Here is a 12178-nt window from a genome sequence, read left to right as displayed (position 1 = left end):
TCATCGCGTCATCACCACCGTGGTGACCGAGCCGCCGTCGGTGCCGTTCACGGTGCCGCCCTTGCAGTAGGCCAGGGCGGTGCGCGCACCGTCGACCTGCCTGCCGCCCGCGGTGCCCCGCAGCTGCCAGGTCAGCTCGCACACCTGCGCGGCTCCGGTCGCGCCGACGGGGTGGCCGCGGGAGAGCAGGCCACCGGAGGGGTTGACCGGCAGCCGTCCGCCGAGGGCGGTGTGCCCGTCGGCCGCCCAGGCGGCGCCCTGTCCGTGCGGGACCAGGCCGAGACCCTCCATCCGGACGATCTCGGCGATGGTGAAGCAGTCGTGCATCTCGACGAGGTCGATCTCGTCCGGGCCGACACCGGAGAGCTTCCACGCCTCCTCACCGGCGCGGCGGGAGACGTCCTCGGCGTTGAGGTCACCGAGTCCGGTCTGCACGGCCCCGCTGACCAGCCCCACCCCCAGCACGCGGGGGACCGGGCCCGAGAGGCCCAGCCTGCGCAGGCCCGCGGGGCTGCACAGCACGACCGCCGCGGCGCCGTCCGAGATCGGGCTGCAGTCAAGCAGCCCGAGCGGCTCGGCGATCTGCCGCGCCCCGAGCACCTGCTCCAGGGAGATCGGCTTCTGGTACTGCGCGAAGGGGTTGTGCACCGAGTGCGCGTGGTTCTTCACGGCCACCGAGGCGATCTGCTGCCGGGTGGCGCCATGGTCGGCCATGTAGCGGCGGGCGCTCATCGCGTGCCCCGCGGCCATGACGTAGCCGACCGCGGCGTCGAGGTCACCGGGATCCGGCCGGACCCCGCCGGAGATCCGGTCGGTCATCTTCTCGACGCCGATCACCAGGACGACGTCGTGCAGCCCGGCGGCCAGGGCGACCCAGGCCTCGCGGACCGCGGTCGCGCCGCTGGCGCAGTAGTTCTCGTGGTTGGACACCGGCTTGCCGTCCAACCCGAGCTGGGCCGCGACCCGTTGCCCGGCCACCGGGCCACCGAACACGTGGCCGACGTAGAGCCCGTCGACCTGTCCGAGGTCGGCCCCGGCGTCGGCCAGGGCGGCACGGGCCGCCCCGATCGCCATCCGCTCGAGCGTGACGTCGGCCGGGTACTTGCCGAACCGGACCATCCCGGCGCCTGCGACGTGGGCGGGTGCGAGGCTCATGCGTTCTCCTTCCCCTCGGTCACGCGGAAGCGGAAGCCCAGCAGCTCGGCGCCATCCTCACCGGTGGCGAACGGGGTGAGCTCCAGCTCCACCGGCAGGCCGAGCTCGACCGCCTCCGGCTCCGCACCCACCACCGTGGACATCAACCGCACCCGGTCGGCGGGCAGGTCCACCCAGGCCAGGACATAGGGAACGGCGACCCCGGGCGGAGCCTGCCGGACGACGGTGTACGAGTGGATCCGCCCGCGGCGGTCGAGCTCGGTGCGCTCCAGCCCCGCCACCGCGCGGCAGGCCGGACAGAACTCGCGGGGCGGGAAGGTCGTCGTGGCACACGCGCCACAACGGGATCCGAGCAGACGCGGCGGCTCCAGCGACACCAGGCCCTCGCGGAAGGGCCGGGTCGGCACCGGAGCCGAGGCATCCGAGGTGTTCGTGGGGGGCATCGACGCCTCCAGGGGACCGTTCGGCGGGAGCGGTGGGCTCCCGGCTCTGGTCCCGACATTAGATTCTTGATACAACTTGCGCAAGGTGCCATGGTGGTCCACAGCATCGCCGCTGACAGGCTCGTGAGCCGGAGATGAGCGGGAATCTTCAGGTCAGGGCGGCAACGACAGACCGTCGGTTGTGCTCACTGCCACAGTGTGCGATTGTATCAATTATCGAGAAGGAGTCACTGATGACCCTGAGCGTTGACACGCGAACCCTCTCCCCCGCGGTGGCCACGAGGCTGGAGCTGCCGCCCCACGTCTTCGTCGACGGGCAGGCTCTGCCGGCCCTGAGCGGACAGACCCTCCCCGTGCTCGACCCCGCCGACGGCCACCGGATCGGCACCGCTGCCTGCGGCGACGCGGCGGACGTCGACCGCGCCGTCCAGGCCGCGGTCCGGGCCTTCACCCCCGGCTCCCCGTGGCGGACCATGACGCCGATCGACCGCGGCAAGGTCCTGCACCGCATCGGCGACGCCATCCTGGACCGGGCCGACGAGTTCGCCGAGCTCGAGGTGCTCGACGCGGGCAAGGTCCGTGGCGCGGCCCGCGGGATCGACGTCGACTTCGCCGCCCGCAGCTTCCACTACTTCGCAGGCTGGCCCACCAAGATCGTCGGCTCGACGGTGCCGACCTCCCACCCGGGTGTCCACATCGCCACCGAGAAGGACCCCGTCGGCGTGGTCGGTGCCATCACGGCCTGGAACTTCCCGCTGCTGCTGTGCGGCTGGAAGCTGGCGCCCGCCCTGGCCGCGGGCTGCACCGTGGTGCTGAAGCCGTCGGAGGAGACGCCGCACTCCGCGCTGTGGCTGGCGGAGCTGGCCATCGAGGCCGGCCTGCCCGCGGGGGTCCTCAACGTCGTCCCCGGGCGCGGGGCCGAGGCGGGTCGGGCCCTGGTCGACCATGCGGGCGTCGACAAGATCACCTTCACCGGCTCGACCGCCGTGGGCAAGGAGATCGCCCGCCGGGCGGCGGACCAGGTCAAGCGGGTGACGCTGGAGCTCGGCGGGAAGAGCGCGAACATCATCTTCGCCGACGCCGACCTCGACGCGGCCGTCGAGGGCTCCGCCGGGGGCATCTTCTGGCACTCCGGCCAGACCTGCAGCGCCCCGTCCCGGCTCTACGTCCACCGCTCGGTGCACGACCAGGTCGTGGAACGGCTGCGGGCGATCGCCGACGGCCTGCGGCCGGGACACGGCCTGGACGAGGGCACCGAGCTCGGCCCGCTGGTCAACGCCGCGCAGAGGACGAAGGTCGCGCAACACGTGAGCCTCGCCGGCGAGCAGGGCGCCACCGTGCACATCGGGCCGGACGTGCCCGCGGACGGGTTCTTCCACCCCGCCACGATCATCTCCGACGCCCGCGACGACATGGCCTGCGCCACCGAGGAGATCTTCGGCCCGGTGCTGACCGTGCTGCCCTTCGACGACACCGACGAGGTGCTGCGCCGCGCCGACGACAGCGAGTACGGCCTCGCCGCGGGCGTCTGGACGCGCGACGTGAGCCTCGCGCACCGCGCCACCAGGGCCCTGCGGGCCGGGACGGTCTACGTCAACGGCTGGGGGCTCACCGACCCCGCGGCCCCGTTCGGCGGCTACCGCCGGTCCGGCTACGGCCGCGACCTGGGACCCGACAGCCTCGAGGGCTACCTCGAGACGAAGTCCGTCTGGACCTTCCACGGCTGACCCGGCCGACCACCCTTCCTGAGGAGACCCATCGTGAAGACCCGTGCCGCCGTCCTGACCGGCTACCACACCCCCTTCGACGTCCGCGAGATCGAGCTCGACGAGCCCCGGGCGGGCGAGGTCCTGCTCAAGATGACCGCGGCCGGCCTCTGCCACTCCGACCTGCACATGGTCGACGGCGACAACGTCGTCCGGTTCCCGATCGTCGGCGGCCACGAGGCCGCGGGCGTCGTCGAGCAGGTCGGCCCCGGCGTGACGAAGGTGCAGCCCGGCGATCACGTCGTGTGCAGCTTCATCCCCTCCTGCGGGATCTGCCGCTACTGCTCCACCGGCAGGCAGAACCTGTGCAACCAGGGCGCCACCATCCTCGAGGGCTCCATGCCCGACGGCACCTTCCGGATGCACGATCCCGAGCTCGGCGACATCGGCGCCTTCTGCATGCTCGGCGCCTTCTCCGATTACGCGACCGTCTCCGAGCTGTCCTGCGTGAAGGTCGACGACTGGCTCCCGCTGGACAAGGCCGTCCTCGTCGGGTGCGGGGTACCCACCGGCTGGGGCAGCGCGGTCAACGCCGGCGGGGTGAAGCCCGGCGACACCGTGGTGATCTACGGCCTCGGCGGGGTCGGCATGAACGCCGTCCAGGGCGCCGCGCACGCCGGCGCGAAGTACGTGGTCTGCGTCGACCCGGTCTCGTTCAAGCGCGAGGCCGCGCAGGAGTTCGGGGCCACCCATGTCTTCGCCACCGCCGGTGAGGCCGCCGAGGCGGTCAAGGAGCTCACCTGGGGCGAGGGCGCGGACCAGGCGATCTGCGTGGTCGGGGTGATGACCGAGGAGGTCATCACGGACGCCTTCGCCGTGATCGGCAAGGGCAGCACCGTCGTCGTCACGGGCGTCGCCAACCCCGCCAACCTCACCGTGCACGTCTCGGGCTCGGACATGGTCTTCAACCAGAAGACGATCAAGGGCACGCTCTTCGGCTCGTCGAACCCGCAGTACGACATCGTCCGCATGCTGCGCCTCTACGACGCCGGGCAGCTCAAGCTCGACGAGCTGATCACCCGTCGCTACACCCTCGACGAGATCAACGACGGCTACCAGGACCTGCGGGACGGAAAGATCATCCGCGGCATCATCGACTACTCGAAGTGAGGACGAGCCCTTGACCGACATCGACGTCCGCGTCGACCGGCTCGAGAGCACCCATCGTGATCCACCGCCTGATCGCCGAGTACGCCCACGCCGTCGACGGCCCCACGTCGTCGTCGACCTCGGGACCGCCGGGGACATCGCCACCGCGGTCTCGGCGCTCGACTACTTCACCCCCATCCCGAACGGGGTCCCCGCGCACGGCAGCGAGACGGCGCCCCTCGCCGTCCCGGCTGCCGGTGACCGCCCCCCTCCGTCCACTCATACCTCCGGAGCCTTGTCATGAGTTCCGCCATGCCTCGCAGGGTCGTGACCGCGACGCTGATCGGGAACTTCACCGAGTGGTTCGACTTCGCCGTCTACGGTGCGGTCGCCGTCACCCTCGGCCGGGTCTTCTTCCCCACCACCGACTCCGTCGTCTCGCTGCTCGCGTCGCTGGCGGTGTTCGGCGTCGCCTACGTGTTCCGACCGCTCGGCGGCGCGCTGCTCGGATCGGTCGGCGACCGTTACGGCCGCCGGGTCGCGCTGTCCGCCGCCGTCCTCGGCATCAGCGTGGCGACGACCCTCATCGCCGTCCTCCCGTCCTACGCCACGATCGGGTTCTGGGCACCGCTGCTGCTCGTGCTGCTCCGCTGCGTGCAGGGGCTGTCCGCGGGCGGCGAGTGGACGGGTGCCTCGGCCTTCCTCGCGGAGTACGCCCCGCCTGGCCGGCGCGGGGCGCGCGCCGCGCTGATCTCCGCCTCCGGCGGTCTGGCCATCGTGGCCGGCACGGTGCTCGTGCTGCTGCTGGAGTCGACGCTCGATCCGGCGCAGATGCAGTCCTGGGGCTGGCGGCTGCCCTTCCTGCTGGCCGCCCCGCTCGGGCTCGCCGGGCTCTACCTGCGGCTGCGGCTCGAGGAGACCCCGGTCTACCGGCAGCTGCAGGCCCAGGACGGGGTCTCCCACAGCCCGTTGCGCGACACCCTGCGCACCGAGCGCCGGACCCTGCTGATCGCCTTCGCCTGCGCGGCGGTCACCGGCGTCGGCTTCTACTACCTCGCGACCTACTTCGCGAACGCGATGTCGGTCGGCGGCTCCCGGCGGACCGCACTGCTCGTCAGCTCGGCGGCGCTGCTGGTCTACGTCGTGCTGTGCCCGCTCGCCGGTCGGCTGTCGGACCGCATCGGTCGCAGGCCGGTCTACGTGGGCGCCGCGCTCGCGCACGTCGTGCTCGCGGTGCCGGTGCTGCTGCTCGTCGGCTCGGGTTCGCCCTGGGCGGCGTTCCTCGGCATGTGCCTGTTCGCCGTCCCACAGGCCGGGCTGAACGTGATGTCCTCCATCGTGCTGGTCGAGCTCTTCCCGGCCCGCACCCGGTCCAGCGGTGCCGCGGTCGCGTTCAGCCTCGGCGCCGGACCCATCGCGGGCACCGCCCCCCTCGTCGCCGCGGCGCTCGCGGCGGGCACCGGCAGCCAGCTCGCCCCGGCCCTCTACCTGGGCGCCATCGCGCTGGTCATCGGGCTCGTGCTCGCCAAGGTGCTGCCGGAGACGGCGGGCCGGTCCCTCACCGAGGACAGCCACCCCGCCCACGTCGTCGGCACCGCCTGAGCCGGCCTCCCGTCCCGCACGTCCACCCTCGACCACAGGAGGTCGACATGGTCGACGCCACTCCCCCGCCCACCGCCCGGCCCGATCCGCAGATCGTCGCCCGGCTCGAACGCCTCCCGATGGCCCGCCCGCAGTACGGCATCCTGCTCGCAGGCGGACTCGGGCACCTGTTCCAGGCGCTCGACATCGTGATCATCGGCTTCATGCTGCCGTACCTGAAGGTCGAGTTCGGCCTCTCGAACGGCGAGATCGGGCTGATCGGCGGGGCCGCGCCGATCGGCATGATCGTCGGCGCGGTCGCGGCCGGTCTCTTCGGCGACCGGCTGGGCCGCAAGAGCGTGATGCTCTACGCCCTGCTGTTGTTCTGCGCCGCGTCGGTGTCGCTCGCGTTCGCCGACGGCCTGCTGTTCCTCATCGTCGCGCGGATCGTGGCCGGGCTCGGCGCGGGCGCCGAGGCGGCGATCGTCTCGCCCTACATCTCCGAGTTCGCGACCGGGCGCAACCGCGGTCGGTTCGTCAGCGGCGTCACCCTGTTCTTCTCCCTCGGCAACGTCGTGGCCGCCCTGCTCGGCTCGTTCGTGGTGCCGCTGGACAACGGCTGGCGGATCGCCTCGGTGCTCTGCGGGCTCCCGGTGCTGGTCCTGCTCTGGTGGCGGCGTTCGCTGCCGGAGTCACCGCGCTGGCTGCTCAGCCAGGGCCGCGTCGCCGAGGCGGACGCCGTGGTCACCCGGCTCGAGGAGCGCGTCGTGGCCGCCACCGGTGCCCCCCTGCCGGCCGTGCCCGCCACCGCGCTCACCCCGCCCGCTCCCCGGGTGTCGACCTCCCCGCTCGAGGTGTGGCGCAACGGCCTCGCGCGGGTCACCACGGCGACCTGGATCTCGTCGTTCGTCTTCCTGTTCGCCTTCTTCGGGTTCTTCACCTGGATGCCGTCGCTGTTCCTCGAGATCGGCGTCGCGCCCGGGGTCGCCTCGCTCTACAGCCTCCTGCTGTTCGTCGCCCAACCGATCGGCTACCTCACCGCGCTCGCGGTCAGCGACCGGTTCGAGCGACGCACCCTGCTGGTCACGTTCTTCTCGGTCGCGACCGTCGCCTCGGTCGCGCTCGCACTGGTGCCCCGCGACAGCGTCGCGCTGCTGTTCATCGGGATGGCGCTGTCGATCTGCATCACCTGCATCTCGGGGATCTTCTTCCCCTACTCCTCGGAGGTCTACCCGACCGCGGTGCGCGCCACCGGCGCAGGCCTCGTCTCCACCGCGGGCAACGTCGGCGCCCTCGCCGCACCCGTCGCGATCGGCTTCGCGTTCGGCACCGTCGGCTTCGGCGGCGTCTTCCTCGCGATGGCGGCCCTGCTCGCCGTCGGGGCGCTGGTGATCCGCACGCTGGGCCCGCGCGTCACCGGCAAGACCCTCGAGCAGGTCTTCGCCGACGAGGCCGGGGAGACCCCCGTCCCGGCCCGAACGCCTGCACCCGTCGAGAACGAGGCCACCGCATGATCCCGCAGGACGCCGCCCGGGCGACCCTGCCCGACTCGGACGTCGCCGACCTCGGTCAGGGGCCACCGGTCCTGTTCAGCCACGGCACGCTGCTCGACCGGACCATGTTCACGCCGCAGACCGCGGCGCTGTCCGACCGCTACCGCACCATCGCCTACACCAGCCGCGCCGGCACCAGCCGGTACGGGACCGAACGCTCGCTCGACGACCTCGTCGACGACTGCCTCGCCGTCGCCGACGCGGCGGGGGTGGAGCGGTTCGTGCTGCTCGGCATGTCGGTCGGCGGGTTCATGGCCGTCGAGCTGGCGCTGCGTCGTCCCGAGCGGGTCGCCGGGCTGGTCCTGATGGCCACCCAGGCCGCCGCGTACACCGCCGAGGAGCGGACGACCTTCGGCGCCCTGCTCGCCCCCCTCGACACCGAGGGCACGATCCCCGAGTCCGTCGTCGAGGCGTTCCGCCCGGTGATCTTCGGCGAGCGGGCGCTCGCCGAGCAGCCCGAGCTGGTGGAGCGCTGGACCGACGGATGGCGCCGCCGCCCCGCCCGGTCCCTCTACGGCGAGTACCGCTCGTGGATCGACAAGCCGGACCGCCTGCCGGACCTCGCCCAGATCACCGTCCCGACGCTCGTCCTGCACGGCGAGGGCGACAACGGGATCGACCTCGACCACGCCCGCGCGATGCACGAGCGCCTCCCGAACTCGACCTTCGCGCCGATCGCCGACGCGGGCCACCTCGTCACCGAGGAGCGACCCGAGGCGGTCACCGACGCGCTCGCGGGCTGGCTCGACACCGTGACACCCTGGGAAGGACGATCATGACCGCTGCGACGAGCGAGACCACTGAGACCACCGCCCTCGGGACCGCCCGGGCGACCGACCTCACCGGCGAGATCGCCGTCGTCACCGGAGGAAGCCGCGGGATCGGCGCCGCCGTCGTCGCCGCGCTCGCCGGCGCCGGCGCCTCCGTCGTGATCGCCGGCGGCTCCGAGAAGCACGGCCGCGCACTCGCCGACGAACTCGGCGAACCACACCGCTACCTGGCCCACGACGTGAGCTCCGAGCAGTCGTGGGCCGAGCTCCTGGACCGGGTCCGGCAGGAGCTCGGCGAGACCACCCTGCTCGTCAACAACGCCGGCATCCTCGACCCCGGCCACGACATCAGCGAGACCAGCGTCGAGAACTTCGACAAGCACTACCGCGTCAACCAGCTCGGAGTGTTCCTCGGGATGCGGGCGGTCGCCGGAGGAATGAAGCGGGCCGGCACCGGCTCCATCGTCAACGTGTCGTCGATCGGCGGGCACCGCGGATACGCCAACCAGATCGGCTACTCCACCACCAAATGGGCAGTGCGGGGCATGACCAAGTGCGCCGCCGTCGAGCTGGGCCCACACGGCGTCCGGGTCAACTCCGTCGCTCCGGGCTTCGTCAGCACGACGATGATCGACGTCATGCCCGGCGAGCAGATCGACGCCGTGACCGCGGCCACCCCACTCGGTCGGCGCGGCACAGCCGAGGAGATCGCCCGCGCAGTGCTGTTCCTCGCCTCCGAGGACTGTCCCTTCATGACCGGCGCCGAGCTCGTGGTCGACGGCGGGCTCGCGCTGTAGCGTCCTCGTGCTCGAGGAGGTCGTGGGGGCGCCGCCTGCCGGATCTCCTGTCGTGGGCCGCTCGACCTCCACAAGCCTGCGCGGGCGGTGGATCGAAGGAGCTGACGCAGCGCGGGGCGGACGGGGGTCCTCCTTTCCTGATCCACGAGCGACTGCGGATCGAAGTGGGGATCGAGGGTCAGGGACTTCAGTGGACGGTCTCGACGATCTCGTGCCGAGGGACCCCCACCTTCTCCAGGGCGCGGTAGAAGCTCGCCGGGTCCGCCCAGTCCTCGGGTGCGAAGGCACCGGCGCGGGTGCCGGCCTCCTCGAGGGCGAGGACGGCGAACGCGGCGGTCGCGGTGCCGGTGACCCCACCCATGTTGTTGAAGGCCCGGCCGGTGCGCATCGCGGTGCGCCGGGTGGAGACGGCGGGCTTGCCGTCCTTCGTGCCGTAGACCCGGGCCAGCAGACCGCCGCGGTAGGGATAGACGTGCTTGGCGGCGGAGGTCACGAGGAACTTCGCGAGCTCACCGGCCGTGGAGTCCTTGCGTCGGACCTGGGAGGTCATGCCGCGTAGGGCGTTGCGCCAGCCGGCGGCCGATCCGAGCTCGCCCTTGACGATGTCCTCGATGAAGTCGACGGCCTCCGCGGCGGTCATCCGACCCTGTCGTGCGGCGAGGCCCATGCCGCGGGCGAGCCCGTTGAGCGGGGCGGGGTCGAGGCCGCCGACGCAGCGGATCCGCTGGGCGTCGGGGTAGCGGCGCGGCAGGGTGACCGGCTCGGGATGGGCGGTCTCGTAGAGCAGGACGTCGGGTTGCCCGGCGAGGATCGGGAACCGGCCGGTCTCGACGAAGGTCTCGTGCACGACCCGGCGACCGTCTTCCCACGTGACGCAGTCGCCTGCCGAGATGTGCAGGAGGTGCTCCAGGACCGCCCGGCCCACGTTCGGCCGCTCGTCGCCCACCAGCCAGCACAGGTCGATCATGTCGACGGTGTCGAGGTCCCCGGCGGCGTCGACGGCCATGACGTTGGACATGCCGGGCGAGGCGCCGCAGCCGACGTAGATCGGGATGCCTGCCGCCTCGGCCTTCTGGTCGAGGGTCAGCGCGTGCTCGGTGCTCTCGACGTCGTCGTCGAAGTCGAGGTAGGGAACTCTCGCCTCCACGCACGCCTCGATGACCGGTCCGGAGGTACGGATGTAGGGGCCGGCACCGAGCAGGACCAGGGCCGCCCCGTCGACCAGGGCCCGTAGCGCGTCGTCGTCGAACAGGTCGAGCCGCTGCACCGTCGCCCGGCCCGCCGGCACTTTCCTCGCCAACGCCTCGAGCGGCTCCGTCCGGAGGTCGGTGAGGACCAGTTCGAGGTTCCCCGGGGCCTGCGCGAGCCGTTCGACCGCGACCCGACACATCTCCCCGCCCGCACCGATGACGACCACACGCTGCGCCTGCTTCGCCATGACTCTCTCCCTCATCTTCGAAGTCGATTCGAGTTTGAGTTCTGCGTCGAGCCGTGTCAAGCTGCATGTCCGAAGTCGATTCGAGATCGGAAGATGCCATGGACAGCGTGAGACACGTCGAGGTGCTCGTCGTCGGGGCCGGGATCTCCGGGATCGGTATGGCCCACCACCTCAGGACGCGACGGCCGGGTACGTCGTTCGCGGTCGTGGAGGCTCGTTCGGAGCTCGGCGGCACGTGGAGCCTGTTCCGCTACCCGGGGATCCGGTCGGACTCGGACATGCCGACGTTCGGCTACGGCTTCCGACCCTGGCCGCACCGCGCGACCGTCGCCGCGGGCGGAAGCATCCTGGCCTACCTGCGTCAGACCGTCGGCGAGGCGGGCATCGGCCGGCACATCCACCTGGGCCATCGGGTCACCGCAGCAGACTTCGACCCTGGCACCGGGCTGTGGACGGTGACCACCCGTGTCGGCGATGGCCCGGAGTACGCGACCTTCGTGGCGCGCTTCCTGTTCCTCGGCACCGGCTACTACGACCACGACCGCGCCCATGTGCCGGAGTTCCGCGGCGTGGACGACTTCCCGGTGGCGTGGTCCATCCGCAGTTCTGGCCGGATGATCTGGACTATCACGGGAAGCGCGTGGTGGTGATCGGCAGCGGCGCCACCGCCGTGACGCTGGTGCCGACCATGGCCGAACACGCCGCTCACGTCGTGATGCTGCAGCGCTCACCGAGTTACGTGCTCTCGATCCCCGCCGAGGACCGCGTCGGTGCAGCCTTGCGGGTGCTGCTCGGTCCGGAACGGGCGCACCGCGTCGTCCGGCGGAGGAACATCGCCCTGAGCAGGGGACTGTTCAAGGCGTGCCGACGGTTCCCGCGGCTCATGCATCGGGTACTCGTCGCGCACGTTCGGTCCCGGCTCCCCCACCACTTCGACGTGGACACGCACTTCAGGCCCCGCTACGACCCGTGGGACCAGCGCCTGTGCGTGGCGCCCGACGGCGACCTGTTCCGGGCGCTGTCCTCTGGGCGGGCATCCGTGGTCACCGACCGCATCGACCGGTTCACCCCTGACGGGATCCTGCTCGAGTCAGGACAGCACCTGGCTGCGGACGTGGTCGTCACCGCGACCGGACTGCGCATGCTCGCGTTCGAGCGGATCGCCCTGAGCGTCGACGGGGAGCCCGTCGACGTCGCGGACCGGGTCGCGTTCAAGTCGATGATGCTGTCCGGGGTGCCCAACCTCGCCTTTGCGCTCGGCTACAGCAACATCTCCTGGACGCTGAAGATCGACCTGGTCGCCGAGCACCTGTGCCGCCTGCTCGATCACATGGACGCCCGCGGCCACGACATCGTCGAACCGGTGTGCGACGATCCCGACGTCGAACGGTTCCCCCTGCTCGACCTGAACGCCGGCTACGTGGCGCGCGGCATCACCGCGTTCCCGAAGGCGGGCAGCTCGGGGCCCTGGACCCTCGCCCACGCCTACGAGCAGGACGTGCAGCGGCTGCGCCACGGCCCGATCGAGGACCCGGCCCTGCGGTTCGCCGCGGCCGGGCGACCCGCACCGGTCGGCTGAGGTGGGT

At 71.8% G+C, this 12178-nt stretch carries 11 protein-coding genes; 8 read left to right on the top strand and 3 right to left on the bottom strand.

Going from position 1 to position 12178, the window contains the following annotated elements; all coding sequences use genetic code 11:
- Both AB0B41_RS02270 and AB0B41_RS02265 read right to left on the bottom strand, forming a co-directional pair.
- Window positions 1–1155, bottom strand: coding sequence for a thiolase family protein (locus AB0B41_RS02270; protein ID WP_358197985.1), 1155 nt, complete (start codon window positions 1153–1155; stop codon window positions 1–3).
- Window positions 1152–1598 carry a Zn-ribbon domain-containing OB-fold protein gene (locus tag AB0B41_RS02265; RefSeq protein WP_358197983.1) on the bottom strand — a complete coding sequence of 149 codons (447 nt, stop codon included), beginning with the start codon at window positions 1596–1598 and terminating at the stop codon, window positions 1152–1154. The genes AB0B41_RS02270 and AB0B41_RS02265 overlap by 4 nt, the downstream gene beginning before the upstream one ends.
- Window positions 1599–1831: 233 nt before the next feature.
- Here AB0B41_RS02265 and AB0B41_RS02260 point away from each other — a divergent pair, with 233 nt between their 5' ends.
- From AB0B41_RS02260 to AB0B41_RS02235, 6 genes are all read left to right on the top strand, one after another.
- Window positions 1832–3325 carry an aldehyde dehydrogenase family protein gene (locus AB0B41_RS02260; protein WP_358197981.1) on the top strand — a complete coding sequence of 498 codons (1494 nt, stop codon included), beginning with the start codon at window positions 1832–1834 and terminating at the stop codon, window positions 3323–3325.
- Window positions 3326–3358: 33 nt separating this feature from the next.
- Window positions 3359–4474, top strand: a complete 1116-nt coding sequence (locus AB0B41_RS02255; RefSeq protein WP_358197979.1) for an NDMA-dependent alcohol dehydrogenase — start codon at window positions 3359–3361, stop codon at window positions 4472–4474.
- A gap of 291 nt (window positions 4475–4765) precedes the next feature.
- Window positions 4766–6055: an MFS transporter gene (locus AB0B41_RS02250; RefSeq protein WP_358197977.1), complete on the top strand. Its 1290-nt coding sequence runs from the start codon at window positions 4766–4768 to the stop codon at window positions 6053–6055.
- A gap of 47 nt (window positions 6056–6102) precedes the next feature.
- Window positions 6103–7548 (top strand): MFS transporter, encoded by a 1446-nt coding sequence (locus AB0B41_RS02245; protein ID WP_358197975.1) that lies wholly within the window; start codon window positions 6103–6105, stop codon window positions 7546–7548.
- A complete protein-coding gene (locus AB0B41_RS02240; RefSeq protein ID WP_358197973.1) occupies window positions 7545–8366 on the top strand; it encodes an alpha/beta hydrolase in 822 nt (273 codons plus the stop codon). Before AB0B41_RS02245 ends, AB0B41_RS02240 begins: the two co-directional genes overlap by 4 nt.
- Window positions 8363–9154, top strand: a complete 792-nt coding sequence (locus AB0B41_RS02235; RefSeq protein WP_358197971.1) for a glucose 1-dehydrogenase — start codon at window positions 8363–8365, stop codon at window positions 9152–9154. Before AB0B41_RS02240 ends, AB0B41_RS02235 begins: the two co-directional genes overlap by 4 nt.
- A 187-nt stretch (window positions 9155–9341) precedes the next feature.
- Here AB0B41_RS02235 and AB0B41_RS02230 read toward each other — a convergent pair whose 3' ends face one another.
- Window positions 9342–10592 (bottom strand): saccharopine dehydrogenase NADP-binding domain-containing protein, encoded by a 1251-nt coding sequence (locus AB0B41_RS02230; RefSeq protein WP_358197969.1) that lies wholly within the window; start codon window positions 10590–10592, stop codon window positions 9342–9344.
- Window positions 10593–10699: 107 nt separating this feature from the next.
- Between AB0B41_RS02230 and AB0B41_RS02225 the strand changes: the two genes are divergently transcribed.
- Complete coding sequence (locus AB0B41_RS02225; protein ID WP_358197967.1) at window positions 10700–11242, top strand: NAD(P)/FAD-dependent oxidoreductase; 543 nt, start codon at window positions 10700–10702, stop codon at window positions 11240–11242.
- Window positions 11236–12171 (top strand): NAD(P)/FAD-dependent oxidoreductase, encoded by a 936-nt coding sequence (locus AB0B41_RS02220; protein WP_358197965.1) that lies wholly within the window; start codon window positions 11236–11238, stop codon window positions 12169–12171. Before AB0B41_RS02225 ends, AB0B41_RS02220 begins: the two co-directional genes overlap by 7 nt.
- The last annotated feature ends 7 nt before the right edge of the window (window positions 12172–12178 follow it).

Origin of the sequence: Pseudonocardia sp. NPDC049154 (assembly GCF_040648315.1) — a bacterium.
GTDB lineage: Bacteria > Actinomycetota > Actinomycetes > Mycobacteriales > Pseudonocardiaceae > Pseudonocardia.
The sequence above is the reverse complement of the archived record's forward strand: the minus strand, read 5'-3'. Positions and strand labels throughout refer to the sequence as shown.

What these genes read in the sequence shown, in the direction of transcription:
- AB0B41_RS02240 (WP_358197973.1), top strand. Translation starts at nt 7,545, where the DNA reads ATGATCCCGCAGGACGCCGCCCGGGCGACCCTGCCCGACTCGGACGTC.
- AB0B41_RS02260 (WP_358197981.1), top strand. Translation starts at nt 1,832, where the DNA reads ATGACCCTGAGCGTTGACACGCGAACCCTCTCCCCCGCGGTGGCCACG.
- AB0B41_RS02235 (WP_358197971.1), top strand. Translation starts at nt 8,363, where the DNA reads ATGACCGCTGCGACGAGCGAGACCACTGAGACCACCGCCCTCGGGACC.
- AB0B41_RS02270 (WP_358197985.1), bottom strand. Translation starts at nt 1,155, where the DNA reads ATGAGCCTCGCACCCGCCCACGTCGCAGGCGCCGGGATGGTCCGGTTC.
- AB0B41_RS02265 (WP_358197983.1), bottom strand. Translation starts at nt 1,598, where the DNA reads ATGCCCCCCACGAACACCTCGGATGCCTCGGCTCCGGTGCCGACCCGG.
- AB0B41_RS02250 (WP_358197977.1), top strand. Translation starts at nt 4,766, where the DNA reads ATGCCTCGCAGGGTCGTGACCGCGACGCTGATCGGGAACTTCACCGAG.
- AB0B41_RS02245 (WP_358197975.1), top strand. Translation starts at nt 6,103, where the DNA reads ATGGTCGACGCCACTCCCCCGCCCACCGCCCGGCCCGATCCGCAGATC.
- AB0B41_RS02230 (WP_358197969.1), bottom strand. Translation starts at nt 10,592, where the DNA reads ATGGCGAAGCAGGCGCAGCGTGTGGTCGTCATCGGTGCGGGCGGGGAG.